Annotated in this window: 15 protein-coding genes; 7 read left to right on the top strand and 8 right to left on the bottom strand. The window is 62.9% G+C overall.

Going from position 1 to position 17,925, the window contains the following annotated elements:
- Positions 1-140 precede the first annotated feature (140 nt).
- From PSH66_RS06650 to PSH66_RS06615, 8 genes are all read right to left on the bottom strand, one after another.
- Positions 141-1,142 carry a diguanylate cyclase gene (locus PSH66_RS06650; RefSeq protein WP_305428603.1) on the bottom strand — a complete coding sequence of 334 codons (1,002 nt, stop codon included), beginning with the start codon at positions 1,140-1,142 and terminating at the stop codon, positions 141-143.
- Positions 1,143-1,194: 52 nt separating this feature from the next.
- Entirely contained in the window at positions 1,195-2,205 is a 1,011-nt protein-coding gene (locus PSH66_RS06645; protein WP_078823486.1) for a chemotaxis response regulator protein-glutamate methylesterase, read from the bottom strand.
- Entirely contained in the window at positions 2,202-4,484 is a 2,283-nt protein-coding gene (locus PSH66_RS06640; protein ID WP_003172206.1) for a hybrid sensor histidine kinase/response regulator, read from the bottom strand. The genes PSH66_RS06645 and PSH66_RS06640 overlap by 4 nt, the downstream gene beginning before the upstream one ends.
- Entirely contained in the window at positions 4,481-5,182 is a 702-nt protein-coding gene (locus PSH66_RS06635) for a chemotaxis protein CheW (protein WP_305428602.1), read from the bottom strand. Before PSH66_RS06635 ends, PSH66_RS06640 begins: the two co-directional genes overlap by 4 nt.
- Positions 5,179-6,432: a protein-glutamate O-methyltransferase CheR gene (locus PSH66_RS06630; protein ID WP_003172204.1), complete on the bottom strand. Its 1,254-nt coding sequence runs from the start codon at positions 6,430-6,432 to the stop codon at positions 5,179-5,181. Before PSH66_RS06630 ends, PSH66_RS06635 begins: the two co-directional genes overlap by 4 nt.
- Positions 6,429-6,941, bottom strand: a complete 513-nt coding sequence (locus PSH66_RS06625; RefSeq protein WP_003172203.1) for a chemotaxis protein CheW — start codon at positions 6,939-6,941, stop codon at positions 6,429-6,431. The genes PSH66_RS06630 and PSH66_RS06625 overlap by 4 nt, the downstream gene beginning before the upstream one ends.
- Positions 6,941-8,563, bottom strand: a complete 1,623-nt coding sequence (locus tag PSH66_RS06620; RefSeq protein WP_003172202.1) for a methyl-accepting chemotaxis protein — start codon at positions 8,561-8,563, stop codon at positions 6,941-6,943. The genes PSH66_RS06625 and PSH66_RS06620 overlap by 1 nt, the downstream gene beginning before the upstream one ends.
- A gap of 217 nt (positions 8,564-8,780) precedes the next feature.
- The gene (locus PSH66_RS06615) at positions 8,781-9,494 is read right to left on the bottom strand and encodes a tellurite resistance TerB family protein (RefSeq protein WP_305428601.1); all 714 of its coding nucleotides are present in this window, start codon (positions 9,492-9,494) and stop codon (positions 8,781-8,783) included.
- 190 nt (positions 9,495-9,684) lie between these two features.
- On the opposite strand from PSH66_RS06615, the gene PSH66_RS06610 reads away from it, so the two are divergent.
- From PSH66_RS06610 to PSH66_RS06580, 7 genes are all read left to right on the top strand, one after another.
- Positions 9,685-10,596: a LysR family transcriptional regulator gene (locus PSH66_RS06610; protein ID WP_003172200.1), complete on the top strand. Its 912-nt coding sequence runs from the start codon at positions 9,685-9,687 to the stop codon at positions 10,594-10,596.
- A 133-nt stretch (positions 10,597-10,729) separates the two neighbouring features.
- Positions 10,730-12,187 carry a gamma-aminobutyraldehyde dehydrogenase gene (locus PSH66_RS06605; RefSeq protein ID WP_042944284.1) on the top strand — a complete coding sequence of 486 codons (1,458 nt, stop codon included), beginning with the start codon at positions 10,730-10,732 and terminating at the stop codon, positions 12,185-12,187.
- A 70-nt stretch (positions 12,188-12,257) separates the two neighbouring features.
- Positions 12,258-13,409 carry a putative ABC transporter substrate-binding protein YdcS gene (gene ydcS / locus PSH66_RS06600; protein ID WP_305428600.1) on the top strand — a complete coding sequence of 384 codons (1,152 nt, stop codon included), beginning with the start codon at positions 12,258-12,260 and terminating at the stop codon, positions 13,407-13,409.
- Between the two features lie 139 nt (positions 13,410-13,548).
- Positions 13,549-14,583, top strand: coding sequence for an ABC transporter ATP-binding protein (locus PSH66_RS06595; protein WP_078823476.1), 1,035 nt, complete (start codon positions 13,549-13,551; stop codon positions 14,581-14,583).
- Between the two features lies 1 nt (position 14,584).
- Positions 14,585-15,517 (top strand): ABC transporter permease, encoded by a 933-nt coding sequence (locus PSH66_RS06590; RefSeq protein WP_078823475.1) that lies wholly within the window; start codon positions 14,585-14,587, stop codon positions 15,515-15,517.
- Positions 15,507-16,316 carry an ABC transporter permease gene (locus PSH66_RS06585; RefSeq protein ID WP_003172193.1) on the top strand — a complete coding sequence of 270 codons (810 nt, stop codon included), beginning with the start codon at positions 15,507-15,509 and terminating at the stop codon, positions 16,314-16,316. The genes PSH66_RS06590 and PSH66_RS06585 overlap by 11 nt, the downstream gene beginning before the upstream one ends.
- Positions 16,317-16,379: 63 nt before the next feature.
- Positions 16,380-17,804, top strand: a complete 1,425-nt coding sequence (locus PSH66_RS06580; RefSeq protein WP_003172192.1) for a gamma-aminobutyraldehyde dehydrogenase — start codon at positions 16,380-16,382, stop codon at positions 17,802-17,804.
- The last annotated feature ends 121 nt before the right edge of the window (positions 17,805-17,925 follow it).

The raw sequence follows: 17,925 nt of genomic DNA, 5'->3' as shown, positions 1-17,925 counted from the left end.
GGGCGTGTTGTGGTGAGTGGGGCTTGTCCCCCGACGGGTTCACCTTCAATCCAAGGGGGCTGCTGCGCAGCCCGGCGCAGGACAAGCCTGCTCACCACAGCAAGCCCCCTCCCACAGGTTGAATTGGCGGCGGCCGCGGGTTATTCGATCACCACCTGGTTGCGCCCATTGTGCTTGGCCGTATACAACCCCTTGTCCGCCGCCACGATCAATTTGCGGCAATCGCTGCCCTGCACCGGGGTCATGGTCGACAGGCCGATGCTGATGGTCAGGCTGGCCCCCTCGGTCGGAGCGGTATGCGGGATCTTCAGCGCGGCCACGGCCATGCGCAACTTCTCGGCCACCAGCCGCGCGCCGCCTGGCGAGGTGTTGGGCAGCACCAGCGCAAACTCTTCACCGCCGTAGCGCGCCGGCAAGTCCGACGGACGGCTGCTGGCTTCACGGATGGTGTCGGCGACTTTGCGCAACGCTTCGTCGCCTTCGACATGGCCGAAGCTGTCGTTGTAGGTCTTGAAGAAGTCCACATCGATCATCAGCAGCGACAGCTGGGTCTGATCGCGCAGGGCGCGGCGCCATTCCAGCTCCAGGTATTCGTCGAAGTGGCGGCGGTTCGACAGCCCGGTGAGGCCATCGGAGTTCATCAACCGTTGCAGCACCAGATTGGTGTCCAGCAGTTGTTGCTGGCTGACCCGCAACGCACGGTAGGCGGCATCGCGCTGCAGCAGGGTCATATAGGAGCGCGAGTGGTAGCGGATGCGCGCCACCAGCTCGATGTTGTCCGGCAGTTTGACCAGGTAATCATTGGCCCCGGCCGAAAACGCCGCGCTCTTGATCAGCGGGTCTTCCTTGGTCGAAAGCACAATGATCGGGATATTCGCCGTGGCCGGGTGGTTGCGGTATTCGCGCACCAGGGTCAGACCGTCCAGGCCGGGCATCACCAGGTCTTGCAGGATCACGGTGGGCTTGATGCGGATCGCCTGGGCAATCGCCTGGTGCGGGTCGGCGCAGAAGTGGAAGTCGATATTGTCTTCATGGGCCAGGCCACGTCGTACGGCTTCGCCGATCATCGCCTGGTCGTCGACCAGCAACACCATGGCGGCATTTTCGTCGGTCTTGATGTCGTCGATCTGTAAATCATTCATGTGCAGTCACCTGAATTACCACCTGCACGCCAGCACCCGCGGAAGGTCATGTTCATTGTGCAAAGACCTCCAGCAATCGGGGCGCAATTCTGTCAAGTGGGCGAATTTCAACAGCGGCATCGATTGCCGCCGCCGCTTTGGGCATTCCGTACACCGCCGAGCTTTGCTGATCCTGGGCGATGGTCAAATAACCTTGTTCACGCAGTAACTTGAGGCCCTGGGCCCCGTCGCGGCCCATACCGGTCAGCAGTACGCCGACGGCATCGCCATTCCAGTGGCTGGCCACGCTTTCAAAAAACACGTCGATCGACGGCCGGTAAATCTCGTTCACCGGCTCTGCCGTATAGGCCAACGTGCCATTTTTCAATAAACGAATGTGATGGTTGGTACCGGCCAGCAGCACCACGCCGCGTTGCGGCGGCTCGCCTTCGCGGGCCAGGCGCACCGGCAGGCCGGAGGCGCTGCTCAGCCACTCGGCCATGCCGGCGGCGAATACCTGGTCGACATGCTGCACCAGCACAATGGCGGCGGGGAAATCCCGGGGCAGGCCCTTGAGCAGGATTTCCAGCGCCGCCGGGCCGCCGGCCGAGGAGCCGATGGCCACCAGGCTCTGGCGCTGGCCGCTGATGCGCGGTGCGGCGGCTTCGGCGCGTACCCGGCTGCCGCGCTGGCCAATCAACCAACCGATATTGAGGATCTTGCGCAGCAACGGCGCCGCGGCATCCCTGGGGTTGCCGACGCCAAGCGCCGGGGTGTCCACCACATCCAGGGCACCATGGCCCATGGCTTCGAACACCCGGCCCATGTTGGCCTGACGGTCGACGGTCACCAGCAGGATCGCGCACGGCGTCTCGGCCATGATCTGCCGCGTGGCCTCCACGCCGTCCATCACCGGCATGATCAGGTCCATCAGGATCAGGTCCGGCGTCAGCTCGGCGCAGCGCTGCACCGCCTCCAGGCCATTGCCGGCCACCCAGACCACCTGGTGCGCGGGCTCGAAACCCAGGGCGCGGCGCAATGCCTCAACCGCCAGGGGCATGTCATTGACGATGGCTATCCTCATGCCCGCGCGCTCCCGATCAGCTCCACCACGGCGTCCAGCAAGGCATCGTCGTGGAAACTGGCTTTGGCCAGATAGTAATCGGCACCGGCATCGAGCCCACGGCGGCGGTCTTCTTCACGGTCTTTATACGACACCACCATCACCGGCAGCGATTGCAGGCGAGTATCACGGCGCAAGAGTGTGACCAATTCGATACCGTCCATGCGAGGCATATCAATGTCTGTGATCAGCAGGTCGAAGTCTTCGGAGCGCAAGGCGTTCCAGCCGTCCATGCCATCCACCGCCACGGCCACTTCGTAACCGCGATTAAGCAGCAATTTACGTTGCAATTCACGTACCGTGAGCGAGTCATCCACCACCAGCACGCGCTTGCGCGGTGCCTCGGCGGCCTGCTGGCTGCGCCGGGCAATGCGTTCCAGACGCCCGGTGTCGAGCAGTTTATCCACCGAACGCAGCATGTCTTCCACATCGACGATCAACACCACCGAACCGTCGTCCAGCAAGGCGCCCGCGGAAATATCCTGGACCTTGCCCAGGCGGTCATCCAGCGGCAGCACCACCAGCGTACGCTCGCCGATGAAGCGCTCCACGGCAATCCCATACACCGCATCGCGCTCGCGGATCACCACCACTTTCAAGGTATCCGCAGGGCTCTGCCCCGCCGGACGCTGCAACAACTGGCTGGCGGCGACCAGGCCGACATGCCGGCCCTCGTGCCAGAAATGCTGGCGGCCTTCCAGTTGCACGATGTCGTCCGGGGCCAGGTCACACATGCGTTCGATGTGCGCCAGCGGAAACGCGTAGGCTTCTTCGCCGACCTCCACCACCAGGCTGCGCACCACCGACAAGGTCAGCGGCACCTCCAGATGGAAACGACTGCCCTGCCCCGCTCTTTGCTCCAGCACGACCGCGCCGCGCAGCTGGCGCACCATATGCTGGACCGCATCCAGGCCGACGCCGCGCCCGGAGACCTCGGTGACTTTGTCGCGCAGGCTGAAACCGGGCAGGAACAGGAACGTCAGCAGTTCCTCTTCGCTCAAGCTCGACGCCGTTTCCACGGTAGAGAGATGCCGGTCGACAACCGCGCCGCGCAAGCGTTCCAGGTCGACGCCGTTACCGTCGTCGCTCAACTCCAGCACCAGCAAACCGGCCTGGTGCGACGCGCGCAGGCGGATCAGCCCTTCAGCGGGTTTGCCCGCCAGCAGGCGTTGTTCAGGCATTTCGATGCCGTGGTCGACGGCATTGCGCAATAAATGGGTAAGCGGCGCTTCGAGCTTTTCCAGCACGTCGCGGTCGACCTGGGTCTTTTCGCCTTCGATCTCCAGGCGCACCTGCTTACCCAGGCTGCGGCCCAGGTCGCGCACCATGCGCACCTGCCCGGCCAGCACATCGGCGAACGGCCGCATGCGACAGGCCAACGCGGTGTCGTAAAGCACCTGGGCGCGCTGCCCGGCCTGCCAGCCGAACTCATCCAGCTCGACGGTTTTTTCCGCCAGCAGCGCCTGGGCCTCGCTCAGCAGACGGCGCGTTTCGGCCAGGGCTTCCTGGGCTTCGAGGTTCAAATCCAGGGTCCTGAGATGGCCATCGAGGGTATCCAGGGCGCGCACGCCCTGGCTTTGCACACGTTTAAGACGCTGCATACTGGCCAGGTAGGGTTTGAGCCGCTGGGTTTCCACCAGGGATTTGCTCGACAGGTCCAGCAGGCTGTTCAAGCGCTCGGCGGTGACGCGCAATACGCGCTCGCCGCCTTCGGTCAAGCGTTTGTTCGTACGTGGCAGGTCGCCGGCAAGCAGTGGCGCGGGCTCGGATTCCGGTGGCGGTTCTTCGATGAGCGGTGCGGGCGCAGGCGGCGCCGATACGGGCGGCGGTGCGATCCTGGCCGTCAGCTGCGCCGGATCGAGCAGACGCTCCATCAATGCCACATAAGCCTGGATATCCGCCGGCCCCACATCATTGCCCGGCGTGGCGATGCGCATCAGCAGGTCAGTGCCTTGAAGCAAGGCATCGATGTGTTCGGGTTGCAGGTGCAGGCGGCGCTCCTGAGCGCTGACCAGACAGTCCTCCATGACATGAGCGACGCTCACGCCCGCATCCACCCCCACGATGCGCGCTGCGCCCTTGAGCGAATGCGCTGCACGCATGCAGGCCTCAAGCTGATCGGCCTGGGTCGGGTTGCGCTCCAGCGCCAACAGCCCTGCGCTGAGTACCTGGGTCTGCGCATCGGCTTCCAGGCTGAACAACTCCAGCAACGAGGCATCGCGCATCTGGTCGGGGGTCATGTGAGGCTCCGGGTCACGGCAGACAACAATTGCGCCTCGTCCAGCCAACGCAGGCTGCGGCCTTTCCACTGCAACACCCCTTGGGTATAGCGCGCGCTGGCCTGGGTGCCGGACGCAGACGCCGCCGTCAAGGTGCGCTCATCGATGGCGTGGATGCCATCCACTTCGTCCACCGGCACCACCACCGGGCCGTCCTGCGCGGCGATGATCAGCATGCGCGGCATGATGCGCCCACCGCTGGCGCCGTTGCCGGTACTGTCCAGACCCAGCAGCTCCGCCAGCGACAGGCACGCCACCAGTGCACCACGCACATTCGCGACACCGAGCAGGGCACGAGAACGTTGGTGCGGCAGCGAATGGATCGGTTGCAACGGTGCCACTTCCACCAGGCAACGGGTGGCAATGCCCAGCCATTCTTCGCCGAGACGGAATATCAGCAGTGAACGGGTGACGATGTCTTCGTCGACCTTGGCCGCCGCCACCGCTCGACGGTCGTCCTGCTGCAGCGCGTAGCGGTCGAGCAGGCGCGTGGCGGCGGCGGAATACACCGAACAATTACGGCAGTGGATATGCTCCAGCAACAGCGGGCACGACCTGTCACCGTGGATACCGATACGGTTCCAGCAGTCATCGATGGCTTGCGTATCGGCCAGGGTCAGGTCGAGGCCGGCGGTGTCGAGCGCCCCGGTGTCATTCATCGTTTGGACTCACTGTCAGCTCGTTCGCTACGTGCGGCCCGCGCCTGCAAACGACGCGCCCCCGCACTGTCACCCTGGGATTGGAGCAACGCGGCCAAGTGCATCAGGGCCTGCGGATGCTGCGGTTCGAGGTACAAGGCTTTTCGATAATAACCCTGAGCTTCCAGAGCACTGCCGGCCACATCGCTGAGCAGTCCCAGCCAGTAAAACACCTGCGCGGCCGGAGGATGGCTGTTCAGGTACTGCTCGCAGGCGGTACGGGCCTCGGCGCTTTTGCCTTCATTGGCCAGGGTGGCGATACGGCTGAGCAACGCGCTTGCATCGGACGGCGCCGACGTGGTCGGCACGCCTTGGGGGCTGACCGTACTGAAGGGGCGTGGCTTGGCGGGAATCGGCGGCGCGCGGCGCGGCGTGATCGGCAGGGGCGCGAATACCGGCTCAGGTTTCGGCGGTTCGGCATGCCGACTGAAGGCAAATGACTGCGGCACCCCAATCGAACGCATGCCATGGCGGCCCAGCAGGCTGCCCTCGGCAGGGCCGATAAACAGTACCCCGTCCACGTGGGTCAGCCCCTTGAGCACATCGAACACTTGCTGTTGGGTCGGCTGGTCGAAGTAGATCAACAAGTTGCGGCAGAACACGAAGTCGTAGCTCGACTCGTTCGCCAGCAGCGCCGGATCGAGCAGGTTGCCGACCTGCAGGCGCACCTGTTCGCGCACGCGTTCGGCGAGGTGAAAACCGTCGCCGTACTCGACAAAGTGGCGCTCGCGAAACGCCAGGTCGCCACCGCGAAAGGAGTTCTTGCCATACACACCACGTCGGGCGCGCTCCACCGACAGCGGGCTGACGTCCATGCCCTGCACCTTGAACTGGTGCGGCTCCAAACCGGCATCGAGCAACGCCATGGCGATCGAATAGGGTTCCTCGCCGGTGGAGCACGGCAGGCTGAGGATGCGCAGCGCGCGCATCTGCTTGATCTCGGCCAGCCGCGCCACCGCCAACCGGGCCAGGGTGGCAAAGGATTCGGGATACCGGAAAAACCAGGTCTCGGGGACGATCACCGCTTCGATCAGCGCTTGTTGCTCATCATGGGAGCGCTGCAGGTGCTGCCAGTATTCATCCGCCGTCTGCGCCAGCACTGCCTGGCTGCGCTGGCGCACCGCGCGCTCGATGATCGCCTCGCCGACCGACGCAACGTCCAGGCCGATGCGTTCCTTCAAGAAGGCGAAAAAGCGCGGGTCATCTCTCATAGGCTCAACTCGGCAGAAAACAGCAGGGCACGCACGTCATCGGTGAGCAGGTCATTCACGCCGATCCACTGCATCAGGCCCAGCGCGTCTTCGCGCACTGGCCCCAGGTACGGCGCCTGGCGATTGTCCAGGCCGTAGGGCTGAAACTGCCCCGGCTCGCAACGCAGGGTGTCGGTGGCCTGTTCCAGGATCAGCCCCAGCGAGCGCGGCGCGACCCAGGGTTGTGGCTGGTAGTTGACCAGCACCAGCCGCGTGCTGGTGCGGGCCTGTGCCGGGGTGCCGAAGGTCAAGGCGCTGAGGTCGATCACCGGCACCAACGCACCGCGATGGGCGAAGATGCCCGCGACCCACAGCGGCGCATGGGCAATCGGCTTGAGCGGCAGGCGCGGCAGCACCTCGGCCACTTCGGTGGCCTTGAGGGCATAACGTTCGCTGCCGATATGAAACACCAGGAACAATGCCTTTTTCACTGCCGGGACGGCGCCGCGTTTAGCCGCGAAGTCGCTCATCAGACTTTGAAACGCGACACGCCGCTGCGCAGGCCCACCGCGACCTGGCTCAGCTCATCAATCGCAAAGCTGGCCTGGCGCAGGGACTCCACGGTCTGGCTGCTGGCATCGCCCAGTTGCACAAGGGCATGGTTGATCTGCTCGGCGCCGGTGGCCTGGGCCTGCATGCCTTCGTTGACCATCAATACCCGCGGCGCCAGTGCCTGCACCTGATGAATGATCTGCGACAGTTGCTCGCCAACCTGTTGCACTTCGAACATGCCGCGGCGCACTTCCTCGGAGAACTTGTCCATGCCCATCACGCCGGCGGACACCGCCGACTGGATCTCGCGGACCATCTGTTCGATGTCGTAGGTGGCCACGGCGGTCTGGTCGGCCAGGCGGCGCACCTCGGTGGCGACCACGGAGAACCCGCGCCCATATTCACCAGCCTTCTCGGCCTCGATCGCGGCGTTGAGCGACAACAGGTTGGTCTGGTCGGCGACCTTGACGATGGTGACCACCACCTGGTTGATATTGCCGGCCTTCTCATTGAGGATCGCCAGCTTGGCGTTGACCAGGTCGGCGGCACCCATCACCGAGTGCATGGTTTCTTCCATGCGCGCCAGGCCCTGCTGGCCGGAACCGGCCGCCACCGACGCCTGGTCGGCGGCGGTGGACACTTCGGTCATGGTGCGCACCAGGTCCCTGGACGTGGCAGCGATTTCACGCGATGTGGCACCGATTTCGGTGGTTGTCGCAGCGGTTTCCGTGGCCGTGGCCTGTTGCTGCTTGGACGTGGCGGCAATCTCGGTCACCGAGGTGGTGACCTGCACTGACGAACGCTGGGCCTGGGACACCAGGGCTGTGAGTTCGGTCATCATGTCGTTGAAGCCGGTTTCCACCGCGCCGAATTCGTCCTTGCGCGCAAGGTTCAGGCGTTTGCTCAGGTCACCGGTGCGCATGGTGTCGAGGATCTCGACGATGCGCTGCATCGGCGCCATGATCGCGCGCATCAGCAGCAGGCCACACAGACCGGCAGCCAGAATGGCCACGGCCAGGGACACGAACAGGCTGATTTTGGCCGAGGCGACGGCCTCGTCGATGGCGGCCGTGGCGTTATCGGAGACACCTTTGTTTTCGGTGATTATGTCATTGAGCTTCATCCGGCCTTCGGTCCAGATCGGCGTCAACTCTTCTTCCAGCAATTGGCGCGCGGCCGGCAGGTCATTGGCCTCGATGCGCTCGATCACCTGCTTGAGCACTCTGTTGTAATTGAGGTGAGCGGCCTTGAAGTTATCGAACTCCATTCGATCGGCCTGGCTATGGACCGTACGTTCATAGTTGGCTATCTGCTGTTCAATGCGCGACTCGAAGGCGCTGTAGTCGGACCTGTCGCTGCCGGTGAAGGTTTTATCCTCACGCAAGCCAATGATATCAATGGTTTGAAGGTAGCTGTCGACCCAGGCGCTGCGGATCATCGAGCTGAGATAAACCCCCGGTACCGCGTCGTCACGCACCGCTTCCTGGCCGGATTCGATCTTCTGCAACCGCGAATAGGAGACCACAACCATTAACAGCATGATGGCGATAATGACCGCAAAACTTGCCAGGATGCGTTGGCGCAAGGTCCAATTCTTCACAGTTATTCCTCGGAGGGCCATTCAAATGGGGAGGAGTATAGCCGAGCACAAGGTCGTATTAACGGGTTTTGATGGAGCACCGGCTGAGTGCAGGAAATACCTGTGGGAGGGGGCTTGCTCCCGATAAGGGCGTGTCAGTCACTAAATCTGGTGACTGACCCACCGCTATCGGGAGCAAGCCCCCTCCCACATTGGGATTTGCGTACAACCGCACCTACTATTGGTTAAGCCGTACCTGCTTTTCCAATTCCAGCTTCAAGCCGGGCTCGATCTTCAGTTGGCGGGCCAATTCGTCCAGATAGGCCTTTTCCATGAAGTTCTCTTCGTCCACCAACATCACGCTGGCGATATACATCTCGGCGGCCATTTCCGGGGTGCCGGCCGCCCGCGCCACGTCGGCCGGGTCCAGGGGTTTGTTCAGTTCGGCGTGCAGCCAGCTCTGCAGTTCGTTGTCGTTGTCGTTGTCCAGCTTGGTGAACTCGCCTTCGATCAGCTCGCGCTCACGCTCATCCACATGGCCGTCGGCCTTGGCTGCCGCGACCAGCGCCTTGAGGATGCCCTGGCTGTGTTGCTCGACCTGGGCCGGCGGCAGGCGGTCGATGGTCTGCGGCTCGCCCTGAGGTGCATTGGCCTGGTTGGCCTGCCAGTTGCCATAGGCTTTGTAGGCGATGACGCCCAATGCGGCCAAACCGCCGTAGGTCAGGGCCTTGCCGCCGAATTTGCGCGCCTTTTTGTTGCCCAGCAACAGGCCCATGGCGCCGGCCGCCAGCGCGCCGCCGCCTGCACCGCCGAGCAGGCTGCCCAGTCCGCCGCCGCCGAGCAGGCCGCCCAGGGCACCTTTATCATCCTGTTTGCGCTGGCCGCCGGCCTTGTTTTGCAACATGTCCTGGCCGGACTTGAGCAATTGATCGAGCAATCCACGGGTGTTCATAAACGCCTCCAGACACGTGTGTTCATAGGACCAATAGGCCCCCAGCGTAAAACTAAGTGCCAAAAAGCCTCGATCTAGAGTGCTTCCAGATGTAACGCAACGCTTGCAGCTTGAAGCTTGCAACGGCCCTTCGCTTAAATCGATATACACTCGAACACATCGATAAAAATACCTCACTGGTAATTCCAGCATGATGACCTTGCGTCAAATCCGGCACTTTATCGCTGTGGCCGAGACCGGCTCGATCTCGGCCGCCGCGCAAACGGCGTTCATTTCCCAGTCGACCCTGACCCTGGCGATCCAGCAACTGGAGCAGGAAATCGGCGTCAACCTGTTCAACCGCCACGCCAAGGGCATGACCCTGACCCACCAGGGCCACCAGTTCCTGCGCCAGGCGCACCTGATCCTCGCCACGGTCGACAACGCCAAGCGCAGCCTGCAACAGAGCACCGACCAAGTCGCCGGGCAGTTGATCATCGGCGTGACCAGCCTGGTGGCCGGCTATTACCTGGCCGACCTGCTCACCCGCTTCCAGCGCGCCTACCCCAATGTGGAAATCCGCGTGATGGAGGATGAGCGTCCGTATATCGAGCATTTGCTGGTCAGCGGCGAGATCGACGTGGGCGTGCTGATCCTTTCCAACCTGGAAGACCGCCACGCCTTGCAGACCGAAGTCCTCACCCACTCGCCCCACCGCCTGTGGCTGCCGGCGCAACACCCATTGCTGGAGCACGACAGCATCAACCTCGCCGATGTGGCGCGTGAGCCGTTGATCCAGTTGAACGTCGACGAAATGGGCCACAACGCCCAGCGCCTGTGGACCAGCGCCGGGCTGCAACCACGCGTCACGTTGCGTACGGCATCGACGGAAGCCGTACGCAGCCTGGTCGCCGCAGGCCTGGGCGTGTCGATCCAGCCGGACATGACCTACCGGCCCTGGTCGTTGGAGGGCGACATCATCGAGGCACGCACGATTGCCGACCTCAGCCAGACCCTCGATGTAGGCCTGGCCTGGCGCCGGGGCACTGCTCGGCCTGCACTGGTGGACCCGTTCCTCACCGTGGCCCGCGAACAGCCGCACCCACGCAAGCCATCTATTTAATCGAATGCTGCATTCAGTATTTAGTATTTGTTGACCTCGCGCCCGACCTCTAGTCTCTGCTCATCCCCTAAGAGAAGGTCAGGTGCCTTGTAAGAGAACGCCCATGACCGCACAAGAAAAGAGATCGCGAAAAATGTCCGGCGCGCCCACCCCGCTGCTCACTGCGTTGCTGATCGACGGCGAACTGGTCCAGGGTCAGGGGTTTGTCGAGCCGATCCTCAACCCCGCCACGGGCGAGGTACTCACCCAGATCGCCGAAGCCAGCAGCGAGCAGGTCGAAGCCGCGATCCTCGCCGCCCACCGTGCGTTTGCCGGTTGGTCGCGAACCACACCGCAACAACGTTCAATCCTGTTGCTGGGCATCGCCGATGCTATCGAAAAACAGGCCGACTACCTGGCCCGCCTGGAATCGCTGAACTGCGGCAAGCCGTTGCACCTGGCGCGCCAGGATGACTTGAACGCCACCGTCGATGTGTTCCGCTTCTTCGCCGGTGCCGTGCGCTGCCAGACCGGCCAGCTCAGCGGCGAATACCTGCCGGGCTACACCAGCATGGTGCGTCGCGACCCGATTGGCGTGGTAGCGTCCATCGCCCCGTGGAATTACCCGCTGATGATGGCCGCCTGGAAGATCGCCCCGGCGCTGGCGGCCGGCAATACGTTGGTGTTTAAACCATCGGAACACACACCGCTGTCGATTCTCGCCTTGGCGCCCGTGCTGAAGGATTTGTTACCGCGTGGAGTAATCAACATCCTGTGCGGCGGTGGCGACGGGGTCGGCAGCCATCTGGTCAGCCACCCGAAAGTGCGCATGGTCTCGCTGACCGGCGATATCGTCACCGGACAGAAAATCCTCCAGGCCGCCGCCAAGACCCTCAAACGCACGCACCTGGAACTGGGCGGCAAAGCGCCGGTGATCGTGTGCAACGACGCCGACCTGCAGGCGGTGGTCGAGGGCGTGCGTGCCTACGGTTACTACAACGCCGGCCAGGATTGCACCGCCGCGTGCCGTATCTACGCCCAGGCCGGTATCCACGACAGATTGGTCGCCGAGCTGGGCGCGGCGGTCGGCAGCCTGCGTTTTGCCGGCAAGCGTGATGCCGATAACGAACTCGGCCCGCTGATCAGTACGCGCCAGCGCGACCGCGTGGCCAGCTTTGTCGAACGCGCCCTCGGCCAGCCGCATATCGAACGAATCACCGGAGCCGCCGTGCATTCCGGCGCCGGTTTCTATTACCAGCCGACGCTGCTGGCCGGCTGTAAACAGAACGATGAAATCGTGCAGCGCGAGGTGTTCGGCCCGGTGGTGACGGTGACGCGCTTCGACGAGCTGGAACAGGCGGTGGACTGGGCCAACGACTCCGAATACGGCCTGGCCTCGTCGGTGTGGACGCAGAACCTGGACAAGGCCATGCAGGTGGCGGCGCGCCTGCAATACGGCTGCACCTGGATCAACAGTCATTTCATGCTGGTCAGCGAGATGCCCCACGGCGGCTTGAAGCGCTCGGGGTATGGGAAAGATCTTTCGAGCGATTCGCTACAGGACTACAGCGTGGTACGCCACATCATGGCCCGCCACGGCCAGCATCTTTAAAACAACAACTAAGCTCATGCGTCACGGCTTCACCCACTGCCCCGACCATAATTAAAGAAGAGGGAACCCCATGTCCGCGCACAAGACAGCATTGCTCAGCGCCTTGACCACCGCGCTGCTGGCCAGCGTCAGTATTCAGGCCGCCGAACCGCTCAAGGCGGTTGGCGCCGGTGAAGGCCAGTTGGATATCGTCGCCTGGCCCGGTTATATCGAACGCGGCGAAAGCGACAAGGCCTACGATTGGGTCACCGGCTTCGAGAAGGAAACCGGCTGCAAGGTCAATGTGAAAACCGCTGCGACGTCTGACGAAATGGTCAGCCTGATGGCCAAGGGCGGTTACGACCTGGTCACCGCGTCGGGCGATGCTTCGCTGCGCTTGATCGCCGGTAAACGGGTGCAGCCGATCAATACCGCGTTGCTCGCCAATTGGAAAAACATCGACCCGCGCCTCAAGGATGCGCCGTGGTACGTGGTCGGCCAGCAAACCTACGGTACCCCGTACCAGTGGGGCCCGAACGTCTTGATGTACAACACCAACGTGTTCAAGTCGGCGCCCACCAGTTGGGATGTGCTGTTCAAGGCGCAGAACCTGCCGGACGGCAAGCCGAACAAAGGTCGCGTGCAGGCCTATGACGGCCCGATCTACATGGCCGATGCGGCGTTGTACCTCAAGAGCACCCAACCGGAGCTGGGTATCCAGAGCCCGTATGAGCTGACCGAAACCCAGTACAAGGCGGTGCTCGACGTGTTGCGCGCCCAGCAACCGCTGATTCACCGCTACTGGCACGACACCACCGTACAAATGAGTGACTTCAAGAACGAAGGCGTGGTGGCCTCCAGCGCTTGGCCTTATCAGGTCAACGGCCTGCAAAACGAGAAGCAGCCGATTGCGTCGACCATCCCGAAAGAAGGCGCCACCGGCTGGGCCGACACCACCATGTTGCACAGCGAGGCCAAACATCCGAACTGCGCCTACAAGTGGATGGACTGGTCGCTGCAACCCAAGGTCCAGGGCGATGTGGCCGCCTGGTTCGGCTCGCTGCCGGCGGTGCCTGCGGCGTGTAAAGCGAGCGAACTGCTCGGCGCCGAAGGCTGCAAGACCAACGGCTTCGACCAGTTCGACAAGATCGCCTTCTGGAAAACCCCGCAGGCCGAAGGCGGCAAGTTCGTGCCGTACAGCCGCTGGACCCAGGATTACATTGCGATCATGGGTGGGCGCTGAGGCTCTTCAGACAACACAGGTCCCCTGTGGGAGGGGCTTGCTCCTTCCCACACCGACCGCACTCACAGATCTGTCGTTTTTTTTCAGAAGTCCAGGCCGGGCCGCTGCGACGGTCCGCGCCTTTTCGGAGCACCGCACCATGACGCTTGCAGTCCAATTCACCCATGTCTCCCGTCAGTTCGGCGAAGTAAAGGCGGTTGACCGGGTTTCCATCGATATTCAGGACGGCGAGTTCTTTTCCATGCTCGGCCCGTCGGGCTCGGGCAAGACCACTTGCCTGCGCCTGATTGCAGGCTTCGAGCAGCCGAGCGCAGGCTCGATCCGTATTCATGGCGAGGAAGCGGCCGGCTTGCCGCCCTATCAGCGCGACGTCAACACCGTCTTCCAGGATTACGCGCTGTTCCCTCACATGAACGTGCGCGACAACGTTGCCTATGGTCTCAAGGTCAAGGGGGTGGCCAAGGCCGAGCGCCTGAAGCGTGCCGAAGAAACCCTGGCCATGGTCGCCCTCGGCGGCTACGGCGAGCGCAAGCCGGTACAGCTCTCCGGCGGCCAACGCCAACGGGTGGCCCTGGCGCGCGCCCTGGTCAATCGCCCCCGCGTATTGCTGCTCGACGAACCATTGGGCGCCCTCGACCTCAAGCTGCGTGAACAAATGCAAAGCGAGCTGAAAAAGCTGCAACGCCAGCTCGGTATCACCTTTATTTTCGTGACCCACGACCAGACCGAAGCGCTGTCGATGTCCGACCGCGTGGCGGTGTTCAACAAGGGCCGCATCGAACAGGTCGACACCCCGCGCAACCTGTACATGAAACCGGCGACTGCGTTCGTGGCCGAGTTCGTCGGCACCTCCAATGTGATCCGCGGCGAACTGGCCCAGCGTCTGAGCGGCAGTGCGCAAGCATTCTCGATCCGCCCGGAACACGTGCGGTTTGCCGACGGCCCGCTGGGGACCGGCGAGGTGGAAGTCAGCGGTTTGCTGCACGATATCCAATACCAGGGCAGCGCCACACGCTACGAACTGACCCTGGAAAACGGCCAGGCCCTGAACATCAGCCAGGCCAACAACCAATGGCTGGACACCAGCAGCGGCTATCAGGTCGGCCAGGCCATCACCGCCCGCTGGGCACGGGAAGCCATGACCCCGCTGGCCGACAGCGCAGGCGAGGTGTGACATGAGCCTGGCCGTTTCTCGACAACCGGCGATGCGCAGGCTTTCCAACCTGCTCTACCGCAAGCCCAACCTCTACCTGGCGATGTTGCTGATACCGCCGTTGATCTGGTTCGGCGCGATCTATCTGGGTTCGTTGCTGACCCTGTTGTGGCAAGGCTTCTACACGTTCGACGACTTCACCATGGCGGTCACACCGGACCTGACCCTGGCCAACTTCGCCGCGCTATTCCAGCCGTCGAACTTCGACATCATCCTGCGCACCTTGAGCATGGCGATCGTGGTGTCGATCGCCAGTGCCATCGTGGCCTTCCCCATCGCCTACTACATGGCGCGCTACACCACGGGCAAGACCAAGGCGTTTTTCTATATCGCCGTGATGATGCCGATGTGGGCCAGCTACATCGTCAAGGCATATGCCTGGACCTTGTTGTTGGCCAAGGGCGGCGTGGCGCAATGGTTCGTGCAACACCTGGGCCTGGAGCCGGTGCTGCAGTTTGTGCTGGGCATTCCCGGCGTGGGCGGCAGCACCTTGAGCACCTCGCACCTGGGGCGCTTCATGGTGTTCGTCTATATCTGGCTGCCGTTCATGATCCTGCCGATCCAGGCATCGCTGGAGCGTCTGCCGCCGTCGCTGCTGCAGGCGTCCGCTGACTTGGGTGCCAAGCCACGCCAGACCTTCATGCAGGTGATTCTGCCGCTGTCGGTGCCGGGGATTGCCGCAGGTTCCATCTTCACTTTCTCGCTGACCCTCGGCGACTTCATCGTGCCGCAACTGGTAGGCCCGCCGGGCTATTTTGTCGGCGGCATGGTCTACGCCCAGCAAGGCGCCATCGGCAATATGCCCATGGCCGCGGCGTTCACCCTGGTGCCCATCGTGCTGATCGCGGTGTACCTGTCCATCGTCAAACGCCTGGGGGCCTTCGATGCACTCTGAGAAATCAACATTAGGCTTGAGGATCGCCGCCTGGGGCGGCCTGGTGTTTCTGCACTTCCCGATCCTGATCATCTTCCTCTACGCCTTCAACACCGAAGAAGCGGCGTTCAGCTTTCCGCCCCAGGGCTTGACCCTGAAGTGGTTCAGTGTGGCCTTCGCCCGGCCTGACGTGCTGGAAGCGATCAAGCTGTCGCTGCAGATCGCCGCCATTGCCACGCTGATTGCCATGGTGCTCGGCACGCTGGCCTCGGCGGCGCTGTATCGCCGCGAGTTCTTCGGCAAGCAAGGCGTGTCGCTGATGCTGATCCTGCCGATTGCGTTGCCGGGGATCATCACCGGCATCGCCTTGCTGGCGACCTTCAAGACGCTGGGCATCGAACCTGGGATGTTCACCATCATCGTCGGCCACGCAACGTTCTGCGTGGTGATCGTCTACAACAACGTCATCGCGCGTTTGCGCCGCACCTCCCACAGCCTGATCGAAGCCTCGATGGACCTGGGTGCCGACGGCTGGCAGACGTTTCGCTACATCATCATGCCCAACCTGGGCTCGGCGCTGCTGGCCGGCGGCATGCTCGCCTTTGCACTGTCGTTCGACGAAATCATCGTCACCACCTTCACCGCCGGCCACGAGCGCACGTTGCCGCTATGGCTGCTCAACCAGCTCAGCCGCCCACGGGATGTACCGGTGACCAACGTGGTGGCGATGCTGGTGATGCTGGTAACGATGGTCCCGATTCTGGGGGCCTATTACCTGACGCGTGGCGGGGAAAGCGTGGCCGGTAGTGGCGGTAAATAACTTGGCCACTGAAAGAATGCGGTTCAAATGTGGAATAACACTCGTTTTTTGGAGGACTGAACCATGCAAACCAAACTGCTGATCAACGGCCAACTGGTACAAGGCGAAGGCCCGGCCCAGGCCATCTTCAACCCGTCATTGGGCCGCGTGCTGGTGGAAATCCATGAAGCCAGCGAAGCCCAGGTCGACGCCGCCGTGCGTGCCGCCGATGCGGCCTTTGAAAGCTGGTCGCAAACCGCGCCGAAGGACCGTTCATTGCTGCTGCTTAAACTGGCGGACGCAATCGAAGCCCACGGTGCCGAGCTGGCCAAGCTGGAGTCGGACAATTGCGGCAAGCCCTACAGCGCCGCCTTGAACGACGAAATCCCGGCGATTGCCGATGTGTTCCGCTTTTTTGCCGGCGCCAGCCGCTGCATGAGCGGCTCAGCGGGCGGTGAATACCTGCCGGGCCATACGTCGATGATCCGTCGTGACCCGGTGGGGGTGATCGCCTCTATCGCACCGTGGAACTACCCGCTGATGATGGTCGCCTGGAAAATCGCCCCGGCGCTGGCGGCTGGTAATACCGTGGTGCTCAAGCCGTCGGAACAAACCCCGTTGACGGCGCTGCGCATGGTCGAACTGGCGTCGCAGATTTTCCCGGCCGGCGTACTTAACCTGGTCTTCGGCCGCGGCCCGAGCGTGGGCAGCCCGCTGGTAACTCACCCTAAAGTGCGCATGGTGTCGCTGACCGGCTCCATCGCCACCGGCGCGAATATCATTTCCAGCACCGCCGACAGCGTGAAGCGCATGCACATGGAGCTGGGTGGAAAGGCCCCGGTGATCATCTTCGATGACGCGGACATCGACGCCGCCGTGGAAGGCATCCGCACCTTCGGTTTCTACAACGCCGGCCAGGACTGCACCGCCGCCTGCCGCATTTATGCCCAGGCGTCTATCTACGATGCCTTTGTCGAGAAGCTCGGTGCCGCGGTGGCGAGCATCAAGTACGGTTTGCAGGATGATCCGGCCACCGAAATGGGCCCGCTGATCACTGCGCAACACCGTGACCGTGTGGTCGGGTTTGTCGAACGGGCCGTGGCGCAGCCACATATCCGCCTGGTCACCGGTGGCAAGGTTGTGGAAGGCAATGGGTTCTTCTTTGAGCCGACGGTATTGGCCGATGCGCAGCAGGACGACGAGATCGTACGCCGCGAAGTGTTCGGGCCGGTGGTGTCGGTGACCCGGTTCACCGATGAAGCCCAAGTGCTGGGCTGGGCCAACGATTCGGACTACGGCCTGGCGTCGTCGGTATGGACCGCCGATGTCGGCCGCGCTCATCGCCTGGCCGCACGTTTGCAGTACGGCTGCACCTGGGTGAATACCCACTTCATGCTTGTCAGCGAAATGCCCCATGGCGGTCAGAAACTGTCGGGGTATGGCAAGGACATGTCCATGTATGGGCTGGAGGACTACACCACCGTTCGCCACGTGATGTTCAAGCACTGAACCCACTGGGGGAGGGAGCAAGTCCCTCCCCCATTTTGATCGTCACAATTTCTGAGTAGGGTGTTCCACTCACCGGCTCGGAAACGTCTTGTTTCATATGCGCTGCCATCACCCCGCCATC

It is taken from the genome of Pseudomonas sp. FP597 (assembly GCF_030687435.1).
GTDB lineage: Bacteria > Pseudomonadota > Gammaproteobacteria > Pseudomonadales > Pseudomonadaceae > Aquipseudomonas > Aquipseudomonas lactucae.
The sequence above is the reverse complement of the archived record's forward strand: the minus strand, read 5'-3'. Positions and strand labels throughout refer to the sequence as shown.

Coding starts and splice junctions, on each gene's coding strand:
- PSH66_RS06625 (WP_003172203.1), bottom strand. CDS start 6,941: ATGAGCGACTTCGCGGCTAAACGCGGCGCCGTCCCGGCAGTGAAAAAG.
- ydcS (WP_305428600.1), top strand. CDS start 12,258: ATGTCCGCGCACAAGACAGCATTGCTCAGCGCCTTGACCACCGCGCTG.
- PSH66_RS06635 (WP_305428602.1), bottom strand. CDS start 5,182: ATGAATGACACCGGGGCGCTCGACACCGCCGGCCTCGACCTGACCCTG.
- PSH66_RS06595 (WP_078823476.1), top strand. CDS start 13,549: ATGACGCTTGCAGTCCAATTCACCCATGTCTCCCGTCAGTTCGGCGAA.
- PSH66_RS06605 (WP_042944284.1), top strand. CDS start 10,730: ATGTCCGGCGCGCCCACCCCGCTGCTCACTGCGTTGCTGATCGACGGC.
- PSH66_RS06645 (WP_078823486.1), bottom strand. CDS start 2,205: ATGAGGATAGCCATCGTCAATGACATGCCCCTGGCGGTTGAGGCATTG.
- PSH66_RS06630 (WP_003172204.1), bottom strand. CDS start 6,432: ATGAGAGATGACCCGCGCTTTTTCGCCTTCTTGAAGGAACGCATCGGC.
- PSH66_RS06610 (WP_003172200.1), top strand. CDS start 9,685: ATGATGACCTTGCGTCAAATCCGGCACTTTATCGCTGTGGCCGAGACC.
- PSH66_RS06615 (WP_305428601.1), bottom strand. CDS start 9,494: ATGAACACCCGTGGATTGCTCGATCAATTGCTCAAGTCCGGCCAGGAC.
- PSH66_RS06640 (WP_003172206.1), bottom strand. CDS start 4,484: ATGACCCCCGACCAGATGCGCGATGCCTCGTTGCTGGAGTTGTTCAGC.
- PSH66_RS06580 (WP_003172192.1), top strand. CDS start 16,380: ATGCAAACCAAACTGCTGATCAACGGCCAACTGGTACAAGGCGAAGGC.
- PSH66_RS06650 (WP_305428603.1), bottom strand. CDS start 1,142: ATGAATGATTTACAGATCGACGACATCAAGACCGACGAAAATGCCGCC.
- PSH66_RS06590 (WP_078823475.1), top strand. CDS start 14,585: ATGAGCCTGGCCGTTTCTCGACAACCGGCGATGCGCAGGCTTTCCAAC.
- PSH66_RS06585 (WP_003172193.1), top strand. CDS start 15,507: ATGCACTCTGAGAAATCAACATTAGGCTTGAGGATCGCCGCCTGGGGC.